Origin of the sequence: Undibacterium sp. Ji83W (assembly GCF_049340385.1) — a bacterium.
Lineage (GTDB): Bacteria > Pseudomonadota > Gammaproteobacteria > Burkholderiales > Burkholderiaceae_D > Undibacterium.
Window position 1 is genome coordinate 1 of the sequence record NZ_JBMPOZ010000027.1, and the last position, 26901, is coordinate 26901.

Consider the following 26901-nt stretch of genomic DNA (forward strand, 5'->3'; position numbering starts at 1 on the left):
CGGCGGTATTGGTTGGCAGGCCTATTGACCGCTGGATTCCTCATCGACGTTGAAGAGGTGGGGTGGGAGAGTTCTAATCGAGTCTGTCAGTGAAAACTGCAGATGCGCAGCGTTGTCCCTCCACCCCGACGCTTTCTAGTTTCCCAGAAATCGTCACTTATAACCATACAAGCGCAGCGTAATCGTACGCATGATGTGTCTGACAATAGTCAGTGACGCATGAAATTGCCGTACCTTGAACAACTGAAAGAATCTGATTTTTATGATGAATTTTCTTGAACAAGTCAGAGCTTGAAAATAGCAAACAGTAATTGGCATGCGACACCATTTTTATCTTCATTGAAGCTGCGATGATTTTAAATCACAATAGATTTTACGGCTGACATGCGTACGATTACGCTGCGCTAATCTTACCTACGCCCTCAGCCCTTAGCATTGCCTCACGTTAAAACCAAGCTTACCTACATACTGAAAACACCTGCAGAATATGTCACCCAATTTTGACAAGGATGCCGCACTTGAATTGCAGCAACTGGATCTTATCCATCACAATGAGGATGCGTATAAAAAATTCAAACCATTCTATCTAGGATTACTATTTCTTTTTTTGAGCCTGGCCGTGGGCGCTTCTTTTCATTTCATGTCACTGCGGATATCTGTTCATCAGCTCATCATCAGCATAGTGGCCGCCTTGGTGATACTGCTTATCTTCATCAGCATGTATGCAAAGACCTTATGGCGTATCAGACGCAAGACTATGCGAAGAGAGGATTTCCTCCACCTTAGAAAATGGAACGCATACGAAGCTGAACATCAGGACAAAATTACTCACATTACCATCGCAATATTGGCAGTGCTTTGCCTATTTTTTAGCGTCGGATTCCTTTTGGTTTTGGTGGCGCAGGTATTACTGCTGCTGGGATTATTCTTTGTTCTTTTTGCAGTTGTCACCAAATTTTTAAATTGAGCTGATTATTTCTGTTTGGTGCATTTGCTTGTCACGAGCCCAAATAGCTACTCGTTCAATCAATGAACCATTGGCTTTGAAGCAGCTTGAGATAGAATGATAGCGCTTGCCAATCAATTAAATTACCCTGCCCTGCGAAACTGATGAAATCCAAGCTTGCACACCTTATCAAGAACATGATGGAACTTCCATTCGTGATACGCGTTTTTTGTAATGGAGGGATGGTGGTGTGTCCGCTGATGCTACTGTTAGTGCTACTGCCCGTGTTTAACTGTGAGGTGAATGGCCAGGAAATGACTTACCGTGAGCTTTGGACTAGCGGCACAGGTGTAGTGATTGCATTTTTTTTAGCGATGGGGGCGGCGGGTTCATGGGGTTTGGCTGCACGCAAACCCTGGGCACGCTGGGTTTTGGTATTCTTGGAGCCTGCATTATTGTTGACGTTGGCCTTAAATCCATCGACTTGGATGGAGCAAGAAGGCCTGAACGTTGGGGAGCAGGCTGTACAAACCTTGCTCACTTCGCTCTGCATCTATGCCTGCCTGTTTCATCTGCCTGGCATGCGTCGCTATTACGAGGCGGCTAATCCTGCAGCTTAGGTAGCAGGCGCTCGTAGATACGATTAGCGCCACGCTAAACTTACCTACGCTCCAAGGCATCAATACAGTGAACCTGGAAGTGGATCGACTATGTCCATAGAGAAGAAAGGATATGCTACCTTAAGCAGGTTTTCCAGTTCTTGCTGATTAGTTCTTTGGGGGGAAATTCTAAAATCTCCTCTATAGGCAGAACGCCAGCCGGAGGCGGAAAATTTACCCAAGTAAGTCATCCTCCCCTTGGTTACCACGAATTCACGATTCTGGTTGTCGGCTGGCAGGTCTTTTCTGGCGGTTTGTTTCTTTGTCCCGGGGCCATATGCCAACCAGCTGGTCAGGCGATATTTGCCCGCAGGAAGATGAATCATGGTGACCTGTTCCGGCACTTCTCTACCTGTTTTTTTATCTATTTGGGTAACGGCTGGATTAGCAAACGGAAAAATGAGCTCTTCACCGCCGTTGACGTTAGTGATACCAAAAGCGAAATCGTCCTTACCCTGGATTTGAAAGATACCGGCAAGATATCCAGTATCCGGGTTTGGCCTTTCACCACGAGGGAGTACTGGACGCAAAGTCACGCAGGCGGACAAGATAAGTGCTATCGCTACTGCCAGCATGTATCTGCTTGCAGCGATGATAGAGAAGGAGGAAGTTGTATTGTGCATGATGCTGTTAGCCCTGTGCCAGCCAAGGAAAAAAAGGCGCAATTATAGCAAATTTGATTTCACCTGAAATGAACACCCAAGTCCTGCCACGTGAACATTCATTACATGTGGGCCTTCAAGAATCAAGAATGGCCGGTGCACCTGGTATACCGATGCCTGTATTGCAAGCATACAAGTTTGCATTTGGTTTGACGGGAATAACAGTACCAATTGCCCTTAAAGCAGGAACGAGAAATCTTTCCAGACCAATCGTTGAGACTCCATTTTAAATTTCCATCCAGAGCCAGCGGGCGTAGTCATAAGCGAAAATTTGCCGAAATGTATCACCCGCCCCGAGGTCACTACAAATTCAAGACCACGTCCATTCACCGGCGAAAGTCTTCTGGTAATTTATTCTCTATTTAATGTGCGCTTCCGTACAAATAATTACGGCATTTTGGTCTATCGTCAACGTAGCAAAGATCAAGCATCTATCTGAATAATACTTGAATAATGCTTGATTTTCATGACGTCAAAATCGATCTTAAGTAGAGTGCCTATCATGCCTAAAACCAATACAAGCAAAGCCAAAGCCGACCTCAAAGAAACAAAAAATCTGACCACAACTTCCGTAGGAAACGGCGGTGAGTTGCATCAGATTGCCGGAAAAAATCATCCGGAACTGACCACGAACCAGGGCGTCGTCATTGCAGATGATCAAAATTCCCTGAAGACAAGCGTCAAGGGACCAACTCTGCTGGAAGACTTCATCTTAAGAGAGAAAATTACCCATTTCGATCATGAACGCATACCTGAGCGTATCGTGCATGCGCGTGGGACTGGTGCGCATGGGTATTTTGAACTGACCCATTCGCTGGAGAAATATACCACCGCGAAAGTCCTGACTGAAGTGGGTCAGAAAACACCGCTATTTACCCGTATTTCCACAGTAGCCGGTGGTTCTGGCTCTGTCGATACACCGCGCGATGTGCGTGGCTTTGCCGTCAAATTATATACGTCTGAAGGTAACTGGGATCTGGTTGGCAATAACATTCCGGTTTTCTTTATCCAGGATGCGATTAAATTTCCTGATCTTGTACATGCCGTCAAAATGGAGCCTGATCGTGGCTTCCCGCAAGCGGCAACTGCACATGATACTTTCTGGGATTTTATTTCATTGACGCCAGAAGCAATGAATATGGTGATGTGGATCATGTCAGACCGCACGCTGCCAAGATCATTGCGCATGATAGAAGGCTTTGGCGTGCATACTTTCCGCCTGATCAATAAGAAAGGTGAAGCCACCTTTGTGAAATTCCACTGGCGTCCAAAAGCAGGTTTGCAATCGACCATTTGGGATGAGACAGTAAAAATTGCCGGTGCCGACCCGGACTTCCACAGGCGTGATTTTTTTGAAGCCATTACTGCAGGCGACTTCCCGGAATGGGAGCTGGCGGTGCAGTTGTTTACGCAGGAAGAAGCAGATCAATTCCCGTTTGATCATCTGGATGCCACCAAGCTCATCCCCGAAGAGCTGGTGCCACTGACTGTCATAGGGCGCATGGTGCTGGACAGGTGGCCAGATAACTTCTTTGCCGAGACTGAGCAAGTGGCGTTTTGCCCATCGCATCTCGTTCCCGGTATTGATTTCTCGAATGATCCTTTGTTGCAGGGGCGTTTATTTTCTTATCTGGATACGCAGTTATCGAGGCTGGGTTCACCTAATTTTCATCAACTTCCTGTCAATGCACCAAAGTGCCCGTTTGCCAATCACCAGCGTGATGGCCACATGCAAATGGCGCGCCCTACCGGCAGGGTTGCGTATGAGCCAAATACCCTGGCAAAGGATGCGCCGCGCGAGCAGCCTGCAACAGGTTTTCACAGCATGGCAGAGCCTGTAGCTGGTGACAAAGGCAGGATACGTCCTGAAAGTTTTGCCGATCATTACAGCCAGGCACGCCAATTTTTTGCCAGTCAGAACGAAACCGAGCAAGCGCATATAGTCGCGGCACTGGTCTTTGAACTGTCAAAAGTCGAGCATCCGCATATACGTTTGGCGATGGTCGGTCATATGCGGCATATCGACGAAAAGCTGGCGCAACGCCTGGCCCATGGCCTGGGCATCAAGGAGTTACCCGCGGCACCTGCCACCATGGTAACAGTGCAGGATTTGCCTGTATCACCAGCCTTGCGCTTGATCGATAAAATGAAGGACACCCTGGCAGGCCGTGTGGTCGGTGTACTCATTGCCGAAGGCTCAGATGCCAAGACACTGGAAAAAGTAAAAGCTGCCGTGGCCAGCGCCGGTGCCAAGTGCAAGATCATTGCACCGCGTATCAATGGCATACATTTGTCCGATGGCACAGAAGCCAAGGTCGATGGTCAACTGGCAGGAAGCCCGTCGGTGATATTTGATGCCATCGTTCTTGTTCTCACTGACGAATCGGCAAAAAAACTGGAAGGTGACATGGCAGCCTGCGACTTTGTCAGGGATGCATTTAGTCACCTGAAAGCGATTGCTTATGATGCGGGCGGCGAAGTACTGTTGAATGCTGCGGGCATTAATAAAGATGATGCGGTCATCTCCACTGGTAAGTTGAAAGACTTTGTAGCGGCAGCAAAAACACGCCTGTGGACTCGTGAAAAATTTGTGCGTCCACCGCTTTAAAGGGGTAGATACTATGTAGTGGATTAGGCCTTATGCAACTCACCGTGCATAAGGCTTTTTCTTATCCCCTCTGGTCTCATCGAGTAAGGGACTTTGCTCATGCTGATAATTTTATCAGCCAGGCCTGGTGTTGCTCACTTGCGAGAGGAAGAAGCGCAACATTTCGCGGCTGGCATCTGGCCCTGATGCATCGGTGTAACTGCCCTGGCTATTTCCACCAGACCATGCGTGACCAGCGCCGTGTATAAGCCATTGTTCTGCACGGGCTGACTGGGATGTTGCATGTTCAGCAAAGCGCGTGCGGGTGTAGCGGCGGCCAAGTTTTCCGCTGCCGCTTTCTTTTTCCGCCTTCAATGTTTTTGACTGGCTATGGTCTAGATAACGCGTCATGATGCGGTCGCCATTCTTGCTATTGACTGTGTGATCCTGATCGCCATGGAAGACGATGATGGGTATCGCAGCACCTGCACCTGTAGCGGGCGTGTTAATCTGGCTTGACGCTCCACGCATGGCCGCCAGTGCCGAAGGTAAATCGTTCGCTGCACCAAATGGCAAACCTGAATGAATGCCAACTGCGGCATACAGCTCAGGATAGACATCTGCCATGATGGCCGCCATTGCACCACCAGCAGACATGCCAGCGATAAACACACGGCTATCGTCGATATGGTAACTAGCCATGATCTCACGGGTGATGCCAGCAATCAGCGAAGGTTCGCCCTGGTCGCGTTTTTGATCCATAGCCTTGAACCAGTTCCAGCATTTCGACGTGTTTGCACCCTGCTCCTGAGCGGGATAGACGACGATGCATTGCTGTTGCTCTGCGATCAGGTTCATACCTGTGCCGGTGGCAAAATCATCTGGCCCTTGGGTACAGCCATGCAGCATGACGATCAGCGGCAAAGCCTGCCCGGCTATGCCAGTATCACCAGCATAGCTGGAGGGAATATACAGTTTATAGCCACGCTTGCCATGTGCATTGGCATAGCTGCCGCTAATGAAGCGGCCAGCATTGCTTTTATCCGCTTTGCTGGGTTCTGGAGTTTCTGCAACGGTTTCGGTCGCAGTTTCAACCGCAGTTTCAGCATCAATGACATCTGCCTGATGCAGAACCTGGCCCCGTGCCTGCTCATCACGTTTCTTGTCAGGTGGCGGGTTGATGTCATGCAGAGCCTGTTCCCGACTCGCATCGCCTGGTCTTGCGTGACCAGCGTCTGCATGGGTAGCTGTTTTTGCCATCCCCGGTAAATGATCGTTCAGGGTACGTTGTATCAGTTCTGTGACCGCTGTCAATTTCTGCAAATGATCTGGATTAATACTGCCAGTCACTGGCACGGCAAACGCCTGGGCATCGCGCCAGGATTGCCCTGCAATACGCATGCGGGCCAGCCAGTCTTGATTAAAATTCATGTTGTACTTTCATTGTTGGTGCGCTTGAAACTGAATTTGAGAGCGCATTTGAGACTGAATATGCTTCAAAGAATTCGTTCAGCCAGCGCAGTTTTTACCGCGCTACTGGCCTGGAATGCACCCAGGACAGAAATAGATTCGATACTGGCAAGCGCTAGCTCAGGGCTGACATCAGCCGCTATGCTGGCCATACCCAGGACCTGTATCTGCAAACGCTGCCCTGCATCCCGCACGGCTTCAAGATCAGCCCGCGTGTAATGCTGCAGACCCAGCACCAGGCTCTTGCGTATCACGGTCTGGCGTATGACTTCAGCATGCGTCAGCAACTGGTTACGTATCGCTGTGCGTATCAGGTCGGTACGGTTTGAGTAGAAACCTTCCTGCACCAGCAAGTCAACCTGACCAAGATCGACAAGGCCAAGATTGATGGTGATTTTTTCTGTATCGCTAGCCTTGGCCCGTATGTCAGTGACATTCATATCATGCCTTTATTTTAACATTACCATCCATATGGATGGCAAATGGATGTTATTTGGATGTTTTATGGAGTATATCAACAGATTGATCAAAGTAAAGCATTAATTGCCGTTGCAAGGCTTTTGCAAGAATTTCTGCTTTTTCTCCTACATGGCATCAGCGCACAGGCTTACCCGTATTTGCAGAGGCAGGTTTTATGATGAACTTACTGCTCGCCTGAGTTTGCAGCGTATGTTTTAGAACAAGGCAAGGCTGCCCGCTGGATGTTATTTCCAGGCTGCGATGGCGATAGGCAGGTACTTATTGAAGCTTCTCTCATCAATGACATAAAGGACTCATCATGCGCACTGCAACCCCTGCGGCAAAAACCAAACCTGCAAACATCCCTGCCGTTGCTCTCCCTAAAAAAACCAAAGGTGCTAAAACGCCAGATGCGATCAGCCTGCTCAAGCAAGACCATAAAAATGTAAAAGCATTATTTGCTAAATTTGAGAGCCTGGGCGATACCGCTTTAGTCAGCAAGAAAAAAATCGCCCACCAGATCTGCCTGGAACTGACCAAGCACACCATAGCCGAAGAAGAGATTCTCTATACCGCCATGCGCGAAGCTGGTGAGGATGTCAAGGACTTGATGGACGAAGCCACTGTCGAACATGCCGCAGCCAAAGAACTGATTGCGCAAATTTTGGCAATGGAACCAGAAGATGATCTCTATGATGCCAAGGTCAAAGTCTTGTCCGAACAAATTGAGCACCATGTACGGGAAGAAGAAGGAGAGATGTTTCCCAAGGCAAAAAAAGCGAAACTTGATCTGGTGTCGCTGGGAGAGGCGATACAGGAGCGCAAAGACGAAATTAGTCTGCCGTCCCTGCAGTAAATGATGTAATCGGGTACCTTGGGTCGGGAAAAATTTTCTGGCCCAGTGTCCTTACGTTTTTATAGTCCCGTAGGTGCGATTGGCGCAGCGTAATCGTACATATGCCTTGGCCAGAAAAAAACAGAAACACATGAAATTACCTTGTCTTTGCCCACTAAAAGAAGGATGCTTTTACCATCAAATTTTGGGTAAGCTTGCTTTAAAAAGTAATAACCGGTAATTGACATGCGTACGATTACGCTACGCTAATCGTACCTACCGACTGATCGTATCTACCGACTACCCATTCACTACTGAGATGATAATGGACATCGGCTCTCCCTGCTCATCAACCGGCAAGGCAATACTGCATGCAGCCGGACGATGTAGAATAAGATGTATTTCCTTCCAGGGTGGCATTTTCTGTTTCTGGCATGGGTGTCGCGCCCGTGCAGGCGGGCAATATCGATGGCACGGGTCATCACCATATCCTGATTGACCTGGACCTGCCGCAAGACATCAAGAAGCCTATTCCCTTTGATAGTGCAGAAGAATTCCAGCATCAGCATTACAAGCATTTTGGCAAAGGCGAAACCGAGACCGTGCTCAACCTGCCGCCCGGCAAACACAAACTGCGCCTGATGTTCGCCAACCACCAGCATGTGCCTTACTACATTGCCAGCAAAGAGGTCGTTATTGAGGTGCTGCCAAGTAAGGGATAAATCAACAACTGGATGGCATGTGTGCCTGACTGGCGCGTGCGCTATCCCTGGGCAATACTTTGCTGAGACCCTGTCTGCAATGATGACCAGGTAATTCCGGCAAAGCGGATCGCCTCACACCCGTCATTCCTGCGCAGGCACACTGCTGTCCGGAATAATGTCCCGGACAAACAATAACGAGTAAATTCCCTCCCTTTCAAGGGGAGGGTTAGGGTGGGGATGGGTTTCGGTTGATTAACGATAAATGTAATTACGTCGGAAACCCATCCCCATCCCAACCTTCCCCTTGAAGGGGAAGGAGCTTCAAGCATGATCGCTGGCAAAATTATTCAATTGCAGAATTAAGTCTTCGACGTAGAAAATCGCCTGGACGCTTTTCGAACTTGATGCTCCGAACTAGTCAAGATAATTATTCCGGACAGCAGTGTGCGCAGGCAGGAATCCATCTGATTACGGAGGGCAATCACTGGAATAGACCGTGCAAGCACGCTATTTTCAGTCTAAAAAACCCAAAAAAATCGACGTGCGATCCAGATGGAAGGCACGTCGATCTCTTCAGTTGCATCCCAAGTGGCTGTTACAGCCAACCCGGGTGCAGGCTTAGCGGCTTACTTCGATGCTGCTGGGGCTGAGGCTGGTGCTGCCGCCTTGGCATCGTCCGCTTTCTTGTCCTTCTTGGCATGTTTCACATGCTTGACTTTTTTCTCTGTCGCTGGCTTGGCCTCAGCTTTTACTTCTGGTACCGGTGCTGGAGTGCTGGTAACTGCAGAGGCTGATGCAGATGCTACGGCCACTGGAGCAGAAGCAGATGCAGCTTTTGCCGGTGCAGTAGGCGTGGTTGCAAATGCGCTACCCATCAAGACTGTGGAAGCGATCAGGGCGGTAATGAGCTTGTTCATGGTGATATTCCTTAAATGATGTGAGCGATGTGCTTGTTCGTTTTTTTACTGGCAGCGCATGCTGCCAGTATGGATAGGTGACGCAAATTCTTGATGCTGCTTGATGCTACTTAATGCTGCTTGATACTGATAACTGAAACTTATTTCGATGCTGCGCTGGCAGCAGCGGAAGCAGATGCTGGTTTCAATTCCATTTTTTTCGCATCTTTGCTGGCGTGCTTGTCATGTTTTTCATGCTTGGCCGCTTTATCTGCTGCTGGCGCTGGTGCTGCAGCTACCGGAGCTGGAGTAGATGCAGGAGTTGAGGCAGCAGCAGAGGCAGAAGCTGCAACATGCTTGGTTGCCGGTGCAGATTTGGCGACGCTGGCTGCTGCTGCGGCTGTTGCAGGCTTGGCTGCTGTGCTGGCAGAAGCAGATGCGCTTGCTGGTGTCTGTGCAAATGCGCTACCCATAACAACTGTAGAAGCGATGATGGCGGTGATCAGTTTGTTCATGATATTTCCCTCTTTATGTTTGGGTTGCTTGCTTGGTTTCGCATTTCGTTTTGCGCTTCGTTTTACATTCAGTAGTCACGCTACGTAAGCCAAAAACGCCGCTCGGATACATTGCGTTGACGCAAAAAACCACAGAACAGGGGACTTAGTGTTGTTGTTCTAAACGGGGCTTAGCTTGTCAACCGGATGCCAGTCCAGTGCGTTACGCGCGTAGGAACATAAAAAAACGACGCCTGCAGTGGGCTGTAACAGTGAAAAGCGTAAGTGAAGGACATGTGCCCGGCGAGACAGGGCAAGGCGCAAAACACAGCGATAGCGAGGCTATCGCGAGTATTTGCAACGCAGCCATGGCCGCCGCGCACATGGCAAGCACTTCGCTTTTCACTGTTACAGCCCACTAACTGCATGGCGTCGTTTTGTTTTTAGAGAAGACACCTCTTCCAATCACAGCAAACAGTACTCATTGAACGTAGCCGTGACGTAGGGCGCAATATATTGCGCCGCATGTCAACGTCGTGTACGGCAAAAATATTTGACCTAGGAATGCGGTGATCACATACGGCACAATGCAATGCGTCTCACGTTACGGCGATGATTTGCCAGTATTTGTTGGCCTGTAGGGTGCGCCGTGCGCACCGGTTTTTCCGATATGAGCGTCTGAAATATATTGGCGAAAAATGGTGCGCACGCCGCACTCTACTAGCTATCAATATCTGAAATATTCAATTTTCATGGTCGGATTGAAAGCGCCTGTGCGTTCATTTTTTTGATAGTCCGGTGAGTTTGACGGCAAAGTCTACAAGCCAGAAAATAAGCACGATCAAGCCGAGGGCCAGCAATATGATTTCCTTGAGCCACAACAGTATAAAGGCAGTTAAACGAAAAGGCCGGTCACTTGAGGGTGAAAACTCAAAGGAATAATACAAGGACCACCCCAGGCAAACTATCGAAATCACGAGCAATACGAACTGGACAGGTGATTTTTTCGAAGAGCTGTTGTCACTGTTCAGTACATCCATGGCAAGTGCCTTTTATTCCAGGTTAAGGATTGGGTGAGTCAAGAGCAACCGTAGATGGATATATGCTCGATACAACAATTAAGCAGCATCAGGAAGCATTTGCTTTTCTCAGAACAGCATGTTCATGCATGCCATACCGTGACAGATCCTGTGCGTTTTCAAATTTGATGTCGTATTCAAGCTGGCTACCATTGAATGAAAAAACCTTTTTGACTGGGTAGTTCATCTCTGGCCACTGTGCAATCCAGTACCCTTTATTACCACTGACCTTGATTTCTTTGATGAGCGCATCCGATGCAATGATTCTTCCATCGATCATGAACATCTTCATTGAGATGGTCGAATCTTTCTTCACTTCTATGGTTATGCTCTTTGCACCGATATCACTCATGGACAAAGTCTTGCCGTTGGCCATAGTGAGCCGGTATTGCTCATAATTATATTTACCTGTGATTTTTTCCAGGTCACCAGCGCAAGCAAAGCCCGAAGCCATGAACAAAATCAGTGTGTATAAGAATTTCAATTTATTAGCTTTCAAAACAGAGTTGGTGGGAACACTACCAGGCAGCTTACTGAGGTTTTTTCATTTTTAAAAACCCGCACTGTATCAGGCTGCCATTGAGAGTATCGGTGTCCGGCGATAATCCAGAGTTGATGTATGCGCTGTAGTCAACGGGGGTGAACTTAAAGAATTTGTCAAATGTGGGCGGGGTCAATTTATTAAAACGGTCTTGCATGCAGCTACAGACTTCGGGCATTTTTTTTTCATCCCATGCACCTGGTGGGCTGATCGATATGACGTCACTCATGAGGGCAGCACAAAAGCCGGATGTCTGTGACTGCATTTTTGCCAGCACACACTCCTGTCCCGCAAGTCTGCCCATAGCCCTGCCATCTTCTTGAGATATATTTTTTAGCATATCCGGGGTCAGTTTGGTGCTGACGCGATCAACAACACAAGTGCAATATTCAGATGGATCGATCATACCGGAAGTCCATTTCAATAATTGCGCCATCTGGGGCGGAAATTTGTCAGGCGCAAACAAGGTTTTTTCCAATGCCTGTATCTCACGCTGACAAGTGGTGATGAGTTCGCTATTGGGGCCAAACAACGCTTCTTTTTCTTTTTTGCTAAACTCTGCTGACCATGCTGGGCCGCTGGCGAAAATGATCAATGAGATGAGTATACTGGTGATATTGATGAGGCGCATAATGAGTACTTGAGTGGTTTTTTCAACATTATAGCTGAGCACCAAGCGTGGAAGACAGGCGGCTTATAAGAGACGTGGATAATGCGTCTCTTTTTTCCAAGGATGCGATGATCACAGGCGGCGCACCGGCGCTGCATCAAACTACGCCCTCGTCCTCATGTCCAGGCCACATCTGGTTTGCCGCCACATCAGCAAGGCAAGCTGGGTATAATAAAGCAGCCAACACACACTCAGGGACGACTTCAATGAGCGCACATCTCGATGCACAACAGCAGCGCAATCAGTATGCAAATTATCCAGAAGATGAGCATGCAGTTTTGCTGCAGGCAGACCCTGATTTGGTAGGGCGCTGGCTCAAGGGCTGGGCGCTGGCACGAGACACCGCCCAGCCTGTCGCTGCGCATGGTGGCTGGCGTGTAGATGTAGGCTGGCCTGAGCAAAAGGCGCGTCATGTCTTCCCTGGCTTGTTGCCAGACATCGCAGAGCTGGCCCACACCATCAGCGAACCCTGGATTTTCTTGAAAATCTGCGCGTCCGCTGCGGCACTACAGGCCATACTGCCTGCCCACTGGATCATACAGCGCCCCGGTTATATGATGACGCTGGCGGCCAGCATGCCAGAAGCGCCGGATTTGCCAGCGGAATATCAACTCGATATCACACTGGCGCAGTCCATATCAATGGTGCGGGTGCTGACGACAGATGGTGAAGTGGCCGCCTCCGGGCGCATCGTATTCGTCGATGGGCTCGCCATCTATGACAGCATAGAAACGCAAGCGCCACACCAGCGACGCGGCCTGGGACGTGTGCTCATGAAACAACTGGAAGCCATCGCCACAGAACGCGGCATCAAGGACGGTGCACTAGTGGCGACACCCCAGGGCCGGGCACTGTATGCCAGCCTGGGTTGGGAATTGCATTCACTGTACAGCACCGCCGTCATCCAGGCACCTGTCTGAAACTATTACAGGTGCTGGGGAAAGGCGGCACCTCCAGACCCAAGAGTGCGCCGTTCGCACCGGTTTTTTGCGATCTTTAGTGGAAGCATCATTGCAAAAATGGTGTGCTAAATGGAGTGCTATAGCCGCACCTTGCTATCCGCTTAACAGGTCCAGTAAATCCTTTTACGCAAATCAACAACATCGGGGCCATCGCTACAGCCACCAACATCCCTGGCATAGCGGTCGGCCTTGCTGGTGCCTATGATCCATTGTTTCGATGCTGCATGCCACATCAGCGTGCCCTCGGCAATGACCCCTTTGGGAAAAACTTCCGATGCGCGCCGGTTGATCAAGACAATATGATGGCCGCGAATTTTGGCAGTCAGCACCAGGCTGGGCATGTTGGGTTGTTCTGCAAATCTGTGCTTGAACGTATATTGTCCAGACTGGAGCGGCAACGGCGGCGCGGCTGCAGCTGTGTTTGTACAGATGGCCAATGCGAACATCGCGATCAGGGGTTTTATTCCTTGGACAGTCATGTGCTTCTTTTTTGATGGCATCAATTTCCCGTTCGAGAGCTGCTCACAGGATAGGGTTCGCGGGTGTGGATAGTATATGAGGACTTACGCAAAACCGCGCCAGCTGCGTTGCAGCTCCTCTCCTGGGAGCCGTTACAAAAGTACTGAATTGTATCTACGCAGGCTACTCTCAATTCCTGCTCCCTTGAACCAAATCCGGTATAACGCCAATCTCTTTTGCTTATACGTCCCACGCGGCTTCTTTAACTTTGAAATCGGGAAAGATTTCAAATGTAGGGGACCAGTCATCTTCAGGATAGGCATTAAGACAGACATAAAAGCTGCCATCTTCGTACAAATACAAAACAGAAATTCGTGCGTTGACTAGCCGATAATCAGGGTGCTTTATCATCCATTCATTGGTTGGTGCCTCAGGCAAGTTGGAAGAAGCAATGATGTCAGGGAGGTGCGCAAGCAATTTGATCATGCTGTCGATTTGCACAGCTGTCGGCGCTTTACCAGGGGCGCCTATATCAATCGGATAGTTGTGATTGCCAACAGGCGTCTGGGCAAACCAAGAATTGGATTTGATATTTTGTACGTATTGACCAACAAGCGGGTGATCTATCAAGCCTGCTCTAGTGTCTTGTGATTCTGAATTATCTTTGTTCATTTATTTCTCCTTGTCAGTGAAATGTGGGGCTTACTGCACTGCCATTGCCCAGCTTTTTGAATTGGCTGTCTATATTGTATAAGTTTTTCCGGACGTCGGAATGCTTGCATATCGACATCCGAAATAGATGAGCACCAAAAGCAATCATGGCGAACAGAAAATTTTATTGCCCTTGACGGAAATTTCTCCAGTTACTGGTCTCTGTCAGTTGTACCGGAGTTCCCGTCAGACGATCCACAATTGGGGCACACGTTTCTGATCAGCCTCAATGGATCCTGAGATTTTCTTGGGGGAACTACTCCCAATTCCCCGTCCCTGTAACCTACCCCGAAATATCTGTTGAGTGAGCCGCAATTTGGGCAAGCAGCTCTGATGCGACCTAATGGATCGTGGATTTGTGCGGCCCCCATGTAACCTCCAGGCTGTACACCATTATTCAAGAGATTTGCATAGATCTTTGGTTCTGCACACCTCCCACCAAATCCCCTGGTCTCGGGATTTGCATTGTTTTGTTCGATGAGATAACGCACGTATGGATTTTCTTCAGGCGGCAAATTTAATTTTTTATGTGGCTTTTTGCTATAATTTATGGTTACTTTGCCCTCATTATCAATGTTGACTCCGGCCATTCCTTCTGTGGCTTTATATTTAGGTTCTTTTGCTGCATATTTCGCTGCGCTATCCGCCATACTTTCTGCATTCTCTTGATTAGGCAATACGCGAATTTCATCTAACCTGTTCACCCAGTCATGCGGCAATTTTTCAGTGGTAGTGAAATATTTTTCACCTGCCGTCCTTGGACCTCTCATTGTATAAGATCCGGTTCTAGGCAGTGAACTGAATGCAGCACCTAATACGCCGTCAGTTGCAAGCTGGGCGCCCCCGGTAAAGAGAAAACGCAAAGTGCGGTAATCGACACCTGCCAGATAATCTTTTGTTCCCGGATCATCCTGTATCAATGGGCTACTCCATGGGCTGATTGCAGCGGGTGAAATGTAAGCGACTCCTGCACCGGTAACTCCATCTCTGTATTGCCGAAATCCATCCAGGACAGGATAGCCGCTGGAACCATAACTTGATCCCTGGTGAGTATCTGGATCGAATACACTGGGTACAACACTCTTTGGTGGGCGTGCTAAATAGGTCGCCCTGGATTCTGTCAAATCTGCTGCGCGCGTAGCGATCGTTGCCATGCGCAAATACTCGTCCGCCGCTGCTTTTTGATCGCTGTCCTTGAGGGCCGAATATCCACTGTTATAGGTGTCTGCATGTGTGCGAAGCTGGTCGCTGAAACGCTTGCATTCGTCAATGGTCGAACAGCCTGCTGCGCGCCCGTACGTTTGTGCGGCATAATCAGCCAGCCTGGCACTGCTGGTTTGCGGGGCGGCCCAGCCAGATCCGGATGAATCTGATGGCGCGGAACGAGTGCTTCGCTTGGTTTTCTCTGCCTCAGTAATCGCATTTCCATAGGCATCCGGAGCAGAAGTATAGTAAGCGTCGTTTTCAAAGCGACGGGCCAGTGGAGTGACAGATATTTCACCTCCGTCTTCATCATTACCAGGCATGACGCGCGACAGCAAACCTCGTACCGGTGTGCTTGTTTGAAGATTTTCAGGTGCGTAACCACTGGTGTCAGCCATTGCTGCAGAAAAATTGCCATTTTCTGCAGCATATCTGAAGTCCATCCCTGCTGGTATGAAACGTGTGCTCATGCCGCCCATGACATCGGATACTTGCGGCCTGTCGCTGTCTGTATCGAAGTTGCCTCTGCTCCTGGCAGTGTCGGATTGCAAGAGGCGGATATTGGGGTCGAAGTCGGACAATTGCAGTTCGTCTGCCAGGTCTTTACCGTAAGCCGGCGGATTGAAATTATCGTAGCCGTCAAGCTCGTCAAGATCGGGGACGCGGTAGTACAGGCCGTCGCGGCCGCGTATGCTGCTTCTGTTTGGCATGTTTACTCCTTATGTGTTTTTTGAATGGGGGTGAAGGCTTGTTGCCTTGTGCCTTAGTTGTTGCTTAGTTGTTGCTTAGTTGTTGCTTAGTTGTTGCTGCAGCACAGGTAAAACGCCATGTTGCTCATGGCAATGCACTTTGCGCTATGGCAATTGCTTCCTGTAGGGGCGGCTTTAGCCGCGAAGCTTGCGGCCCTTACAAGCATTCGCGGCTAAAGCCGCCCCTACAGAAATTCCTCTTCTGCATCACGAGCTTGATACGGCAATGTTTGTTGACTTGTAAGGTGCGCCGTGTACGGCGATGTTTGTTAACCTGTAGGGTGCGCCGTGCGCACCGGGTTTTGATGTGGGAAATTGCAAAATAATGCGTGAAAAACGATGCGCATGGCGCACCCTGCACAGTACGGCCATGTGTAGGGCGCGTGGTTTATTGTGCCGGGCTTACAAGACCAGCTTGCGTTCTTCCACCAGGTATTGCAGTTCATCGAGCGCGTTGAGGAAGGCTTCTTGCGGGTCTAGCTTGGGATACTTCCAGAAATTCATCAGCCCCAGGTGTTTGCAGATGGCCCAGTAGGTCCAGGGTTGTTCGAGGCGCAGGTCGTTGATGAGGCAGTCTATCTCTTTGACTTTTTTCTCTCTTTCCATATCCCAGACGGCGTGGCAATCGTCGGCAGCAACGCAATAATTGCTGAGGGCGTTCTTGCCGATGATGCCGCCACCGATGCCGGTGTCGCGGGCGATTTCTGCGTGGTTGTTGTTCATCCACATGGCCCATTGGTCCAGCCAATAGGTCAGCAGGTCTTTTTGTTCCTTTTGTGGGTCATTGTTTTTTGTGACTGTGTGTGCAAAATTCTGACGTGCGTTCATGCTTGCTCCTTGTTGTGCATGGGCTGTAGAGGTGTTGCTTGCGTATTTTTAAAACTTTAAAACCTCTCAACACAGAGACACAGAGGGGTCACAGAGGGGCACAGAGAAAGGCCTAAACCGTATTCTGCTGGGACGCGTAGGTTGGGCCGGGCCCGTACCCAACACTCGGCTTAAAAACAACGCAATCGTTTATTAAAGGCCGAGTGTTGGGCTGGTGAGACGTAGCCTAGCGAGGCCCGGCCCAACCTACGCATCTACCAACGCTTCACTTTCTCAACCTCTTTGCTTTTCTCTGTGAACCCTCTATGCCTCTGTGCCTCTGTGTTGAGAGGTTTTGTTCAATAACTAAACCACCCGCCGGTACGATTCCCAATCAAACACCACGGCCTTGCCGCCGCCTTCGCGTAGCCTGTCCATGGCGCGAGTGCCGATGTAGTGTTCAAGTTCTGCCAGACCCAGGTTGCTGATGAGGATGCTGGGTTTCATGACTTCGTAGCGGCCGTTGATGATGTCGAACAACAGCATTTTTTCTGTCTCGCTGCCAAACTGGACACCGACTTCGTCGAGTATCAGCAAATCTGGCTGGACAAATTCCTGTATCAGTTCCGCCTCGGTGTGAGGGCTGTCGCGGCGGTAGCTTTCTTTGATGCGGCGTACTGCTTTTAAAACGGAACTCATCACAGCCTGTTTGCCTGCATCCATGATGTGCCTGGCAATGCCCACGGCGAGATGAGTTTTGCCTGTGCCTACGCTACCGCAAAAAATCAGGCTGCGACCTGTCTTCAAGACCGCATCAAACTCTTGTGCATAGCTTTGGCAAGTGCGCAATGCCTGCTCTGCGGCAGCACAGGTCGGGCGATAATTTTGCAGGCTGCGTTCTGCAAAGCGTGCCGGTATGGCGGCACGGCCCAGGCGTTTTTGCCACAGTGCGGCTTGTTGCGCTTGCCGCTGTTGCCGGATGCTGGCCTGGCGTTGCTGTGCGTCGCTGGCTTGCTGGCATTGCTCGCAGGCAGACCAGATGCCGGGCTTGTGCGAGTAGGCGGTGTAGCCACCGTGCTGCGCGCAGTGTTGCTGCTGGCTGCTAAGCTGCATGCCGCCGACGCGGACAAAACTGCTGGTTTCAGAATGAACCATCCTGGGCTATCCCTTGTGCGTAGTTGGTGTTGGCAAACCCCGTGTTCTTGCTGCTGGCAGGTGGCGCGTGATCGGCAGGCATGCTCCAGTCGGCCTTGTAGTGCTCGTAGGGGCCAAAGAAGGTGGCGGCGTGCTTGACGAATTTGGGTGCCTGCCCGCTGGCGATGATGTAGGCGGCATAGCGCTTGACACCATCGACCATGAGGGCTGCATCGACACCATCACGCCGTCGTGCCAGCCAGGCTTGCCAGGCTTCTTTTTTGCTGGCACCGGGTCGACGTGGGTAGGCTTGCCAGGCGGTTTCGAATTCTTCTTTTTTCTCGTCTGCGCTGCTTAATTTTTTTGATTTGCTGGCCGTGGTTTTCTTCAAATCGCTATCACTGCAAGGCGCAGCTTTTGCAGGGGATATAGTATTTAAGGAATCAGGAATCAGGTTATAGGAATCAGCAGGAGTAGTATCAGAGCACTCTGGTGCGACTCTGGTGCTGAGGTTTTTTTTACTTTTACGACGTGGAGGTGGCGCCGGAAGTTCGCTGTCGCCTTCATTCATATGTGGATTCTGGTGCTCATTAAATTTGCAGATCTGGATATACTTGACGCGATCGACGGTGTACAACTGGATAAAGCCCCGCTTATGCAGTGCGGCCAGCAAGCTGACGACATCACACTCTTCATAAGTGAAGAGATCGCCCTTGATTCTTTTAGGACGATTTTCAAGACGCCCTGAACGATCTGCGATTGTCCACAGACCAATGAATAGCAGGCGACCAAGTGGCGGTATCTCGCTCAATTCATCATTCTTGAAAAAATCGGGTTTGATATTTCTTGCGCGGGGCATTTAGAAATTCCTTTTTAGTACTTATTAGATTTGGCAATACGGAGGTACAGTGATATGCAAAGAGAGTTCATTAGTAAGAAAATTTTTTAATCTCTTTATCTCTCTATCGATTCTCTCTGTGACTCTGTGTCTCTGTGGTGAGAGGTCTTTTTTACTACCCACCACGACATAATTTGCAATACGTATACACAGGCTGATTCTGCGCATTGCAAAACTGCCGTATCGACCGCATTTGTCCACGCCCGTGACGGCAGCGCGGGCCTTTGCATAAACGACGGGGCGTGATGGTGTGGGTGGGGGAAATCACCCGGTTGTCCAGATGCTGCCAGTCGGTTGTTGCGGGTGACTGACTCAGCATGGGCAAGCCCTTGTTTGTGTTAATACGTGTATTGATACTTGATCTGTTCCGCAGGCTTGCTCCATAGGGCGTGCGCAAGCGGACACCTGACGCAGGATGTCTTTTTGTATTGTCATGTTGTCGTAGTGTGGCTGCCTGGGCAGCGTTATTAATGGTGCGGTTGTATAAAACCGGAAGACCTCTCAACACAGAGAAAGGAAGCAGCTCTTGCAAGAGCTGCTCGTTTCACAGGCGCGCGGCATGCCGCCCTACGCGGGCCGCACGAAACCCCTGCTACACCACAGAGACGCAGAGGGGCACAGAGAAAAGCCGAGAGGGCAGATTCTGTAGGTTGGGCCGGGCTTCGCTAGGCTACGCTTTACCAGCCCAACACTCGGCTTTGAAATAACGTACTCGTTTAACAAAGGTCGAGTGTTGGGCTGATACCCCGTAGCCCAACCTACGCACTTGCCAACACTCTCGTTTTTCCAACACTTCGCTTTTCTCCGTGTCTCTCTGTTTCTTAGTGCCTCTGCGCTGAGAGGTCTTCATCGTCAAATTTATGCCCCATGCATGCGGGGCTTCGGTCGCTAAAAGCGCGACAAAATAATCAGCCGGATCGCCAGAACAAAAGGCGGCTGATGGCAGCCGGGGAATCCCGGCGGGTAAGTAGATGGTTAAACAGCATTCGCGCGGTAATAGATCAAGGCAGGCGAACGGCTAGTATGTTTAAGGTTGTAGGATATGTGGGTAGAAGGCCTCTTTTCATTACCAGATGAATACCTGATTAAAGTAAACGAGCTCATCCCCACAAACTCAATTATATACACTTTCGTATTGCCATCCAAGTTTTTTTCGTATTGTTCTTGGCATTTTTTATGCGATAACGCATAATGCGGTCATGGACGCGAAAACTAATATCAAATACCTCATGGATAAGTCGGGCATGAACCCGACTTCGTTGGCAACTGCCCTGGAAAAAATGTTCCCTGATGAAGTCAGGGTGCCGCAGGCGACGATCTTTCGTATCGTCGAGGGCATCACCAAGGACCCGCGCACATCGTCGCTGGCGCCGATTGCCAAGTTCTTTAATGTCAGCCTGTCAGACTTGCGCAGCAAGGATTTGCGCGGCTATGAAACCAGCCAGCCCGCCGCTGCCAATGATGAGCATATTGGCATTGCTGCTATTAATTACTATGCGGCCAAAGGTTCATGCGGCGGCGGCGCGCATAATGAAGATGCCGAACCCAAGGGCCAGCTGATTAAAGAAGTCGGCTTCTTCAAGAAATATGGCGTCAAGGCAGAAAACCTGGCCGCGATCTATGCAGACGGCAGCTCCATGGCAGACTTTATCGTCGATGGCGACATGGTCATCATCGACCAGACCAAGACTGAACCGCAAAGCGGCAAGATCTTTGCCATCCAGCATCCAGACGGGCTGCGCATCAAGCAACTGCGCCGCGAAATCGACGGCACCTGGGTGCTGGAAAGCCGTAACCCCGACAAGCGCACTTATCCTGATGAACGCATCACGCCTGAGAATGTGGGCTTGCTGAAGATCATTGGGCGCTTTGTTTACAGGCAAGGTGGTTAATAGATGACGTTGAAAGCACGGTATATATATAGGATTTCTGTTGAAAATTAGCATTGACAATAGGATGCTCAATAGGCAATTTTCGTAAATTGTTTTGACTTAATTGCTCCTCAATTGATGTTGATTTACCTAGAGCTCATTTCATAAATAGGGTGAGATGAGGCGGGCAATGGATGCCAATGCTGGCTGTGTCAAGGGGCTGGATGGCAAGTGCAGTTGCCGTGGCCAAGCCAGCCAAGGCGGTGCAGCAGATCGCGTGATTGTACCCAGGCCCAGCGCGCTGACACTTGTGTGCGTGGCCCATGGAATCCGCCAAACAGGATGCTGGGAGTCAGGTTCAGCACCTCATGCCACCAGCCTGCTGGCACATGCAAGACATCGCCTGGCTCCAGATCGACGACAAAGAAATCGCCCTCCGCCTCCGCGTTTGCGTTGGCATTTGCAGCAAGCTCTTGCGCGGTGCAGGAGGCCAATCTGGCCCAGGAATCGTATTTGCTGGCCACTGCATGCATACGCTCTACGGTACCCGCACGTACCAGGTAAAAGCGTTTTCTGCCGACGATTTGCACTGCCAGGTTGTCGAGATAATCGTAGTGTAAGCCGGTACGTGCATGGGCCGGGCCTATCCAGCTTTGCAATGAAAATGTGCTGCCCGGCACAAAGAGATCGGCGTGTCGCAGGTCTTGCCGCAATGCAGGAATGGTGTCAAGCAGGTCAAATTCTTTCAGGTAGAGGGCTTGATCCGCTTGATTCCCCTGTTCATGGCCTTCTTCCAGCAATGCAAGATAAGAGCCTAAGGTGGACTCGATGAAACAGGTGTGGCCCCGCTCGCGGTTGCCTGCCACCAGCTTTATTTGCATATCGGGGGCAAGCCTGGCGAGTTTGCCAAAACGCCAGTGTTGTACCGCTGGCCAATGCGCCGCCAAGCCTTTGAATACGGATGGCCCTGCACGATGGCGCAATCGCTGCATGCCCGGAAACGCTGCCGGTGCCAGCCCCTGAAAATGTGCACCCACCACGTCAGCTTTTCATCATGACGACATGGCGCAGGCCAGCCCCAGCCATACGTAGCAAACTGGGGGTGGCACGCACGATGAAAGAGGCGGCTTGCAAGCTCACGCGTGCCGCCCCGACACGTCGGGCGCGTATGTCGGCCCACAGCAAGCTTGCAAGCGCAATGGTGATGTCCGTAAAAAGATAACATGCTGCTACCAGAAATATCAATGCGCGACAGGTTTGCCCTATCTTCATCGCATCTGCCACCTCTTGCACGACGTAGCGATGTTCGATCTCTTCCTTGCAATGCCATTGCCATAGCTTGGTCTGTTGCGTGTCGTTCTGCCCCAGCCATGCATTGTGTGGCCGCAACACCTGCTCTGCCAGCAGCACAGTCAACTGTTCGAACGCGACAGCAAAAGCGATGCGGGTCGGTAGTGTCCATCCGGCCATTTGCTGCATGGCTGACTCAATACGTTGCTCTAGTCGCTGCGCTGGCGCATGGGCGGCCATTCTTTCGTTATACAGGCGATGTGCGCGCGAATGGCTTTGCTCTTCCTTGACCAGGCGCTGTACTTCGTATTGCAGTCGCGGGTTGGAAGAATTGTGCGAGTTTGTGTTGAGCCAGTCGTTAACAGCGATGACGACGAAATGTTCACCACAGGGAAGTAATAGCGAAATGGCGTCGAACAGACGGGAACGGAACGCATCGCCGTCATTCCACCAAAGCGTGGGCAGCTCTGTTGCTGCCTGGTTTGCGGATGTGCTCATCACACGAAATTCCTGACCAGACGTAGGGTTGCAAGAGCCGACTGCAGTGCACGACAGTGATGCGGAGCAGCCTGGAATTTCATCTGGTTTTTTTTCATCATTGCTACACCTGTTCACTGGCTGGCATGTCACTCAGCCCAGGGTGTGGCCTGGTATATTCTGCATAGATGTCCTCGACGCGCGTGATACAGTCGAGTATCACTCGCAAGGTCTTGAATGGCAGACGCTGCCACACAGGACACAGTAGCGAAAGTGGCACAGTCCCTTGAATCAATACACCGTGATCAAGCGAGGCATCGTGGGGAAAATAATCTGGCAGCACGGCAACAATACGGGTAAATCCTTTGCCATGGTAGTACCGCAATTGCGGATCAAGCGGCCGCTTGCCGCGACGAGTATGTGCATAGGCGGTGACATCAAGCGAAGGATTATTTTCCAGCGCGCGTTTGAAGCCCGGAATCGGTGAGCCAAGATAAACCTGACGCCACCCATTCTTCAATGCATGCGGCCAGAAAAATGAAAACAGCGCTGCCGCTGCGTGTGGCTCCACACTCGTCAGGCTGATACCGAACAGGCTGTTGGTCTTTTTTTCTATGCTATCGTGTGTTGTCACTGCACAGTCTTCCCAGCGACGTGCGTGCGCAATTTCCCGCTGCGAAATCGGTCGCATGAACAGTGATGCAAGCGCTTTGCCAGTACGGGAACAAAAAGCCCCCATACATAATTCGGGATAATCAAGCAAGCGCTTGCGCAGCATATCGGCATTGGCAGCCTGGGTTGATGTCCATTGCAGGGATTCGAGTTCCAATAACGTAGAGATATCGTCGATAGTAAGAAAGCGCGGGACAATCGTCAGTTGCATGAGAATGGGGATGACTAAAGTAACGAAGATGCCGAGCATAGAATCAAATCATTACCTCCTTATGACAGTTTTTAATTACGTAATATTTATAAAATATATTAATAATGTTATTAAAACATATTTAAAAATAAGATTAAATGCGCAATGCGAGTAATGCGAATAGGGATACAGTGCAAGTCTATTTGCATACCCTGTGCAGCTAATGCAGGTATCTTAGCCAGCGCGATGTGACAAGCTTGCGCGGCAAGGCACCTACAAAGAATAGATGCGGCCAACTCCCGGAGGATTTCCCTGATAATGCGTTCTTGACTGCGTTGGACTCGCTGTCAACAGACCCGCTATTGACAGCCACGTCCCCTCGCAACGGGTTCTGTCGCAATGGCAAACCGTCAATGCCCGATCAGGCAGACTACGGAGCCAGAACGCTGGACGAATCGACATGCTCAACCTCAAAGGGATGCGCATCCCGATCGATGCGATCCTGGTCTGCATATGCTGATACATGGCCTACCTGCAGAGCTGCCGGCATCTGGAAGAAATGATGGAGGCGCGCGGCGTGTTGCCTGACCATTCGTCGATCAATCGATGGGCGGTTCGCTTTCTGCTTGTGTCGCAATAAGGAGAACCAAGCGCGGAGCCAGATCGCGTTTGGTCGTGAGCAGAAAATCGACGGCCTGCGCATCAAGCAACTGCGCCGCGAAATCGACGGCACCTGGGTACTGGAAAGCCGTAACCCCGACAAGCGCACTTATCCTGATGAACGCATCACGCCTGAGAATGTGGGCTTGCTGAAGATTATTGGGCGCTTTGTTTACAGGCAGGGTGGTTGATCAGGTGCTGCGGGGAATTGACTATATATATGTCAAATCCCTGTCAGCCATTTTTTTTCATATTCATTTGCCATGATAAGTAATTTAAAGCTAAGCTCTGCTTGTTTCCTCACTAAATAGGACTTACGCAAAATTGCTCCGGCAAGTCTATCGCTTTGGGAAACCATCCTTGCAAGGACGGTTGGTTTCGTTGGCAGACAACAGGTCGTCTGAAACCCCAAAACACCGTAGCGCCGAAGACAATAGCTTGGGGCAGTTTTGCGCAGATTCCTCGACACTCATGCAAACGACGCTTTCTCACGCACTCCACACCCCGCGCCTGATCGTGCGCACCATACAAGAAGGCGACCTGCCTGATTTGTTCAAGGTGTTCTCTGACGATACCGTTACCCGCTTTTTACCCTATATCACCTGGGAAGATACACTCGCTGCCCATAGCTGGTATCAGCGCGCCAGGGACATGGCGGCGCAGGCAAGCGCCTTGCAATGCGTGATCGTTGAGAAAGAGAGCAATCAGGTCATCGGCTCTTGCCTGCTGTTTCGTTTTGATACTGACAGTGAACGGGCTGAAATCGGGTACGCCCTGGCCCAATCGCACTGGGGTGGCGGTTACATGGCAGAAGCCGTGCGCACCTTGCTCAAGCATGCTTTTGGCGAGATGGGTATCAACCGCATAGAAGCAGAAGTCGACCCGCGCAACCCCGCTTCTGCCCAGTTATTGAAGAAGCTGGGCTTTACCCAGGAAGGCTTGCTGCGCCAGCGCTGGAAGTTCAAGGGTGAGATCAAGGACACCTGGATGTTTGGCCTGCTGCGGGATGAATGGCAGGCGGCGAACGCGCTTGCTTGACATCATCACTGGTTAACAGGGTATGCTTGGCAGCAGATTCAGCGTATTCGGCACAACAGCAATCCACCTGTTCAACTGTGGCTTAGAAAATCATCCAGGCTGGATAAAGGAATGCCGCAGCCTTGATACGGCACTTAGCAAACTACATTTCAAGCCTTGCCACACTACACCAAGGAAGACGCACATGACCACCTTCGCCACCTCCCGCGAGATACCCGCCACCCCTGAACAAATTTTCGCCGCCATCAGCGACCCACAACGCCTGGCACGCTGGTGGGGGCCAGCAGGCTTCACCAATACCTTCAGCATTTTCGAGTTCAAACCTGGTGGCCAGTGGTCTTTTGTCATGCACGGGCCTAACGATAAAAACTATCTTAACGAAAGCCAGTTTGCCGAGATAGAAGCGCCCGGCAAGGTCGTCGTGCAACATGTTTCTGAACCCAGGTTTCGCCTGACAATCAGCCTGGCAGCATCCGCCACCGGCACCCTGGTATCGTGGTCACAGGCTTTTGAGAACGCGGAGATTGCCAGCCAGATTGAACATATTGTGGTGCCGGCGAATGAACAGAATCTTGATCGATTGTCGGTGGAAGTCGTGGGGAATTAGAGAGTACCCGGCGCCTTGCTCACCGCGCCTGCGCCATGCTCGCTGCCTGCATCGTTTTTTGAGATGGAGAACACAGCAAACCGACGCTCTGCAACGGAGCCGTGAGGTAGGGTGCATTGCAATGCACCGCATGTGATCTTCGCATCCGCAGATAAATTACCTTTGCCGTGGACTATGTTGACATGCGGCGCATGACAATGCGCCCTACGTCACGGATTTAATCGATGTCTGGAATGAATTTAAAAAGCTGTACGCATCATGTCAGGCTGCCTGCATCGTTTTTTGAGATGGAGAACACAGCAAACCGACGCTCTGCAACGGAGCCATAAGGTAGGGTGCATTGCAATGCACCGCATGTGATCTTCGCGCCCGCAGATAAATTACCTTTGCCGTGTACGACGTTGCCATGCGGCGCATTAAAATGCGCCCTACGTCACGGATTTAATCAATGTCTGGAATGATTTAAAAAAAACTCTACGTACCATATCTGGCACAGTGCGCCCCCTGCTCGCAGAAATCATTCCAGGTATTATTTAAATCAGGCCACGCACACTTTCAAACGGCAAGAACAGCGACAAAGGCGAATCCTGCATGGGGTGATTGAAGCCAAAATGCTGATAAAAGCCAGGTGTCGTCAAATTCAATCGGATTTGAATCACCCGCAATGAGCAAACCGCGCTTATACCAAATCCAGCACTTTCCACGTTTACATATAACCAACAATTCCATACGAAATCATACTTTTTAATACAATTTCGTATTGACACGAATTATACGGAAGCGTATAGTTCTATACATGGTCAGACAAACAAAGAAAGCGACAAATGAGCACGCAAACTTATTTCGGATTGCCTAAAACTTACTATGCCCAGCCTGCCACTACACCCTCTGCGGTACTGATGAACGGGCAAAACCTGATCGACGCCTTTGCTGAATGCAGCATGGAACAATGCGAGAAAATGGCCAGCATGCTGGACCAGGGGCGGTATGAAAACTTTGGCCGGATGATGGCAAAGGTTTTACTGGACTGGCAGCAGTAATCTCAATAATCACAACACTATGCATGTGATCGCATAGAAAACACAAAAGTATACGCTGGTGAAATCGGGTCGCGGCCAATTTCACGCTCGCCGGGGTCAGCGTCCGGCACCTTGTCTGCGCTGGCCTTGCA

Annotated in this window: 28 protein-coding genes and 1 pseudogene; 12 read left to right on the plus strand and 17 right to left on the minus strand. The window is 50.3% G+C overall.

Annotated elements, in window-relative coordinates:
• Nucleotides 1-487: 487 nt before the first annotated feature.
• Nucleotides 488-967: a hypothetical protein gene (locus tag ACO0LD_RS28240; RefSeq protein ID WP_423012260.1), complete on the plus strand. Its 480-nt coding sequence runs from the start codon at nucleotides 488-490 to the stop codon at nucleotides 965-967.
• 239 nt (nucleotides 968-1206) lie between these two features.
• Entirely contained in the window at nucleotides 1207-1566 is a 360-nt protein-coding gene (locus ACO0LD_RS28245) for a hypothetical protein (protein WP_423012262.1), read from the plus strand.
• A gap of 59 nt (nucleotides 1567-1625) precedes the next feature.
• Here ACO0LD_RS28245 and ACO0LD_RS28250 read toward each other — a convergent pair whose 3' ends face one another.
• Nucleotides 1626-2180, minus strand: a complete 555-nt coding sequence (locus ACO0LD_RS28250; protein ID WP_423012264.1) for a hypothetical protein — start codon at nucleotides 2178-2180, stop codon at nucleotides 1626-1628.
• Between the two features lie 589 nt (nucleotides 2181-2769).
• On the opposite strand from ACO0LD_RS28250, the gene ACO0LD_RS28255 reads away from it, so the two are divergent.
• Nucleotides 2770-4875: a catalase gene (locus ACO0LD_RS28255; protein WP_423012266.1), complete on the plus strand. Its 2106-nt coding sequence runs from the start codon at nucleotides 2770-2772 to the stop codon at nucleotides 4873-4875.
• 114 nt (nucleotides 4876-4989) lie between these two features.
• Here ACO0LD_RS28255 and ACO0LD_RS28260 read toward each other — a convergent pair whose 3' ends face one another.
• Both ACO0LD_RS28260 and ACO0LD_RS28265 read right to left on the minus strand, forming a co-directional pair.
• The gene (locus ACO0LD_RS28260; protein WP_423012268.1) at nucleotides 4990-6285 is read right to left on the minus strand and encodes an alpha/beta hydrolase family esterase; all 1296 of its coding nucleotides are present in this window, start codon (nucleotides 6283-6285) and stop codon (nucleotides 4990-4992) included.
• Nucleotides 6286-6350: 65 nt separating this feature from the next.
• Complete coding sequence (locus ACO0LD_RS28265; RefSeq protein WP_423012270.1) at nucleotides 6351-6764, minus strand: CopG family transcriptional regulator; 414 nt, start codon at nucleotides 6762-6764, stop codon at nucleotides 6351-6353.
• 338 nt (nucleotides 6765-7102) lie between these two features.
• On the opposite strand from ACO0LD_RS28265, the gene ACO0LD_RS28270 reads away from it, so the two are divergent.
• A complete protein-coding gene (locus ACO0LD_RS28270; protein WP_423012271.1) occupies nucleotides 7103-7639 on the plus strand; it encodes a hemerythrin domain-containing protein in 537 nt (178 codons plus the stop codon).
• Between the two features lie 392 nt (nucleotides 7640-8031).
• A complete protein-coding gene (locus ACO0LD_RS28275) occupies nucleotides 8032-8340 on the plus strand; it encodes a DUF4399 domain-containing protein (RefSeq protein ID WP_423012273.1) in 309 nt (102 codons plus the stop codon).
• A gap of 608 nt (nucleotides 8341-8948) precedes the next feature.
• Here the strand turns inward: ACO0LD_RS28275 and ACO0LD_RS28280 are convergent.
• From ACO0LD_RS28280 to ACO0LD_RS28300, 5 genes are all read right to left on the minus strand, one after another.
• Nucleotides 8949-9239 carry a hypothetical protein gene (locus ACO0LD_RS28280; RefSeq protein ID WP_423012275.1) on the minus strand — a complete coding sequence of 97 codons (291 nt, stop codon included), beginning with the start codon at nucleotides 9237-9239 and terminating at the stop codon, nucleotides 8949-8951.
• Between the two features lie 140 nt (nucleotides 9240-9379).
• The gene (locus tag ACO0LD_RS28285) at nucleotides 9380-9733 is read right to left on the minus strand and encodes a hypothetical protein (RefSeq protein ID WP_423012277.1); all 354 of its coding nucleotides are present in this window, start codon (nucleotides 9731-9733) and stop codon (nucleotides 9380-9382) included.
• A gap of 758 nt (nucleotides 9734-10491) precedes the next feature.
• Entirely contained in the window at nucleotides 10492-10752 is a 261-nt protein-coding gene (locus ACO0LD_RS28290; protein WP_423012279.1) for a hypothetical protein, read from the minus strand.
• 88 nt (nucleotides 10753-10840) lie between these two features.
• A complete protein-coding gene (locus ACO0LD_RS28295) occupies nucleotides 10841-11143 on the minus strand; it encodes a hypothetical protein (RefSeq protein ID WP_423012281.1) in 303 nt (100 codons plus the stop codon).
• 178 nt (nucleotides 11144-11321) lie between these two features.
• Nucleotides 11322-11963, minus strand: a complete 642-nt coding sequence (locus ACO0LD_RS28300) for a hypothetical protein (protein WP_423012283.1) — start codon at nucleotides 11961-11963, stop codon at nucleotides 11322-11324.
• 245 nt (nucleotides 11964-12208) lie between these two features.
• On the opposite strand from ACO0LD_RS28300, the gene ACO0LD_RS28305 reads away from it, so the two are divergent.
• Nucleotides 12209-12922: a GNAT family N-acetyltransferase gene (locus ACO0LD_RS28305; RefSeq protein ID WP_423012285.1), complete on the plus strand. Its 714-nt coding sequence runs from the start codon at nucleotides 12209-12211 to the stop codon at nucleotides 12920-12922.
• Between the two features lie 143 nt (nucleotides 12923-13065).
• On the opposite strand, the gene ACO0LD_RS28310 is transcribed toward ACO0LD_RS28305, so the two are convergent.
• From ACO0LD_RS28310 to ACO0LD_RS28335, 6 genes are all read right to left on the minus strand, one after another.
• Nucleotides 13066-13305 carry a hypothetical protein gene (locus ACO0LD_RS28310; RefSeq protein WP_423012287.1) on the minus strand — a complete coding sequence of 80 codons (240 nt, stop codon included), beginning with the start codon at nucleotides 13303-13305 and terminating at the stop codon, nucleotides 13066-13068.
• A 358-nt stretch (nucleotides 13306-13663) separates the two neighbouring features.
• Complete coding sequence (locus ACO0LD_RS28315; protein ID WP_423012288.1) at nucleotides 13664-14095, minus strand: hypothetical protein; 432 nt, start codon at nucleotides 14093-14095, stop codon at nucleotides 13664-13666.
• A gap of 191 nt (nucleotides 14096-14286) precedes the next feature.
• Nucleotides 14287-16047 carry a hypothetical protein gene (locus ACO0LD_RS28320; protein ID WP_423012290.1) on the minus strand — a complete coding sequence of 587 codons (1761 nt, stop codon included), beginning with the start codon at nucleotides 16045-16047 and terminating at the stop codon, nucleotides 14287-14289.
• Between the two features lie 441 nt (nucleotides 16048-16488).
• Nucleotides 16489-16914 carry a hypothetical protein gene (locus ACO0LD_RS28325; RefSeq protein WP_423012291.1) on the minus strand — a complete coding sequence of 142 codons (426 nt, stop codon included), beginning with the start codon at nucleotides 16912-16914 and terminating at the stop codon, nucleotides 16489-16491.
• Between the two features lie 345 nt (nucleotides 16915-17259).
• Entirely contained in the window at nucleotides 17260-18048 is a 789-nt protein-coding gene (locus tag ACO0LD_RS28330) for an ATP-binding protein (protein ID WP_423012293.1), read from the minus strand.
• The gene (locus ACO0LD_RS28335) at nucleotides 18035-18886 is read right to left on the minus strand and encodes a hypothetical protein (RefSeq protein WP_423012295.1); all 852 of its coding nucleotides are present in this window, start codon (nucleotides 18884-18886) and stop codon (nucleotides 18035-18037) included. The genes ACO0LD_RS28330 and ACO0LD_RS28335 overlap by 14 nt, the downstream gene beginning before the upstream one ends.
• Before the next feature lie 1238 nt (nucleotides 18887-20124).
• Between ACO0LD_RS28335 and ACO0LD_RS28340 the strand changes: the two genes are divergently transcribed.
• Nucleotides 20125-20817, plus strand: a complete 693-nt coding sequence (locus ACO0LD_RS28340; RefSeq protein WP_423012297.1) for a S24 family peptidase — start codon at nucleotides 20125-20127, stop codon at nucleotides 20815-20817.
• A 191-nt stretch (nucleotides 20818-21008) separates the two neighbouring features.
• On the opposite strand, the gene ACO0LD_RS28345 is transcribed toward ACO0LD_RS28340, so the two are convergent.
• The 3 genes from ACO0LD_RS28345 to ACO0LD_RS28355 all read right to left on the minus strand — a co-directional run bounded on the left by ACO0LD_RS28345 (nucleotide 21009) and on the right by ACO0LD_RS28355 (nucleotide 23485).
• Nucleotides 21009-21833: a cupin-like domain-containing protein gene (locus ACO0LD_RS28345; RefSeq protein ID WP_423012299.1), complete on the minus strand. Its 825-nt coding sequence runs from the start codon at nucleotides 21831-21833 to the stop codon at nucleotides 21009-21011.
• Nucleotides 21834-21837: 4 nt separating this feature from the next.
• Nucleotides 21838-22584 carry a metal-dependent hydrolase gene (locus ACO0LD_RS28350; RefSeq protein WP_423012301.1) on the minus strand — a complete coding sequence of 249 codons (747 nt, stop codon included), beginning with the start codon at nucleotides 22582-22584 and terminating at the stop codon, nucleotides 21838-21840.
• Between the two features lie 103 nt (nucleotides 22585-22687).
• On the minus strand, nucleotides 22688-23485 hold the full coding sequence (locus ACO0LD_RS28355; RefSeq protein WP_423012303.1) for a hypothetical protein: 798 nt from the start codon (nucleotides 23483-23485) through the stop codon (nucleotides 22688-22690).
• Nucleotides 23486-23885: 400 nt separating this feature from the next.
• Here ACO0LD_RS28355 and ACO0LD_RS28360 point away from each other — a divergent pair.
• The 5 genes and pseudogenes from ACO0LD_RS28360 to ACO0LD_RS28380 all read left to right on the plus strand — a co-directional run.
• A pseudogene (locus tag ACO0LD_RS28360) lies at nucleotides 23886-24050 on the plus strand (IS6 family transposase); the annotation flags it as partial.
• A gap of 1 nt (nucleotide 24051) precedes the next feature.
• Entirely contained in the window at nucleotides 24052-24276 is a 225-nt protein-coding gene (locus ACO0LD_RS28365; protein ID WP_423012305.1) for a S24 family peptidase, read from the plus strand.
• 280 nt (nucleotides 24277-24556) lie between these two features.
• Nucleotides 24557-25123, plus strand: coding sequence for a GNAT family N-acetyltransferase (locus ACO0LD_RS28370; protein ID WP_423012307.1), 567 nt, complete (start codon nucleotides 24557-24559; stop codon nucleotides 25121-25123).
• A gap of 184 nt (nucleotides 25124-25307) precedes the next feature.
• A complete protein-coding gene (locus ACO0LD_RS28375; RefSeq protein ID WP_423012309.1) occupies nucleotides 25308-25730 on the plus strand; it encodes an SRPBCC domain-containing protein in 423 nt (140 codons plus the stop codon).
• A gap of 824 nt (nucleotides 25731-26554) precedes the next feature.
• Complete coding sequence (locus tag ACO0LD_RS28380) at nucleotides 26555-26770, plus strand: hypothetical protein (RefSeq protein ID WP_423012311.1); 216 nt, start codon at nucleotides 26555-26557, stop codon at nucleotides 26768-26770.
• Nucleotides 26771-26901: the final 131 nt, after the last annotated feature.

Coding starts and splice junctions, on each gene's coding strand:
- ACO0LD_RS28240 (WP_423012260.1), top strand. CDS start 488: ATGTCACCCAATTTTGACAAGGATGCCGCACTTGAATTGCAGCAACTG.
- ACO0LD_RS28245 (WP_423012262.1), top strand. CDS start 1,207: ATGCTACTGTTAGTGCTACTGCCCGTGTTTAACTGTGAGGTGAATGGC.
- ACO0LD_RS28250 (WP_423012264.1), bottom strand. CDS start 2,180: ATGCTGGCAGTAGCGATAGCACTTATCTTGTCCGCCTGCGTGACTTTG.
- ACO0LD_RS28255 (WP_423012266.1), top strand. CDS start 2,770: ATGCCTAAAACCAATACAAGCAAAGCCAAAGCCGACCTCAAAGAAACA.
- ACO0LD_RS28260 (WP_423012268.1), bottom strand. CDS start 6,285: ATGAATTTTAATCAAGACTGGCTGGCCCGCATGCGTATTGCAGGGCAA.
- ACO0LD_RS28265 (WP_423012270.1), bottom strand. CDS start 6,764: ATGAATGTCACTGACATACGGGCCAAGGCTAGCGATACAGAAAAAATC.
- ACO0LD_RS28270 (WP_423012271.1), top strand. CDS start 7,103: ATGCGCACTGCAACCCCTGCGGCAAAAACCAAACCTGCAAACATCCCT.
- ACO0LD_RS28280 (WP_423012275.1), bottom strand. CDS start 9,239: ATGAACAAGCTCATTACCGCCCTGATCGCTTCCACAGTCTTGATGGGT.
- ACO0LD_RS28285 (WP_423012277.1), bottom strand. CDS start 9,733: ATGAACAAACTGATCACCGCCATCATCGCTTCTACAGTTGTTATGGGT.
- ACO0LD_RS28290 (WP_423012279.1), bottom strand. CDS start 10,752: ATGGATGTACTGAACAGTGACAACAGCTCTTCGAAAAAATCACCTGTC.
- ACO0LD_RS28295 (WP_423012281.1), bottom strand. CDS start 11,143: ATGAGTGATATCGGTGCAAAGAGCATAACCATAGAAGTGAAGAAAGAT.
- ACO0LD_RS28300 (WP_423012283.1), bottom strand. CDS start 11,963: ATGCGCCTCATCAATATCACCAGTATACTCATCTCATTGATCATTTTC.
- ACO0LD_RS28305 (WP_423012285.1), top strand. CDS start 12,209: ATGAGCGCACATCTCGATGCACAACAGCAGCGCAATCAGTATGCAAAT.
- ACO0LD_RS28310 (WP_423012287.1), bottom strand. CDS start 13,305: ATGCCCAGCCTGGTGCTGACTGCCAAAATTCGCGGCCATCATATTGTC.
- ACO0LD_RS28315 (WP_423012288.1), bottom strand. CDS start 14,095: ATGAACAAAGATAATTCAGAATCACAAGACACTAGAGCAGGCTTGATA.
- ACO0LD_RS28320 (WP_423012290.1), bottom strand. CDS start 16,047: ATGCCAAACAGAAGCAGCATACGCGGCCGCGACGGCCTGTACTACCGC.
- ACO0LD_RS28325 (WP_423012291.1), bottom strand. CDS start 16,914: ATGAACGCACGTCAGAATTTTGCACACACAGTCACAAAAAACAATGAC.
- ACO0LD_RS28330 (WP_423012293.1), bottom strand. CDS start 18,048: ATGGTTCATTCTGAAACCAGCAGTTTTGTCCGCGTCGGCGGCATGCAG.
- ACO0LD_RS28335 (WP_423012295.1), bottom strand. CDS start 18,886: ATGCCCCGCGCAAGAAATATCAAACCCGATTTTTTCAAGAATGATGAA.
- ACO0LD_RS28340 (WP_423012297.1), top strand. CDS start 20,125: ATGGACGCGAAAACTAATATCAAATACCTCATGGATAAGTCGGGCATG.
- ACO0LD_RS28350 (WP_423012301.1), bottom strand. CDS start 22,584: ATGAGCACATCCGCAAACCAGGCAGCAACAGAGCTGCCCACGCTTTGG.
- ACO0LD_RS28355 (WP_423012303.1), bottom strand. CDS start 23,485: ATGCTCGGCATCTTCGTTACTTTAGTCATCCCCATTCTCATGCAACTG.
- ACO0LD_RS28370 (WP_423012307.1), top strand. CDS start 24,557: ATGCAAACGACGCTTTCTCACGCACTCCACACCCCGCGCCTGATCGTG.
- ACO0LD_RS28375 (WP_423012309.1), top strand. CDS start 25,308: ATGACCACCTTCGCCACCTCCCGCGAGATACCCGCCACCCCTGAACAA.
- ACO0LD_RS28380 (WP_423012311.1), top strand. CDS start 26,555: ATGAGCACGCAAACTTATTTCGGATTGCCTAAAACTTACTATGCCCAG.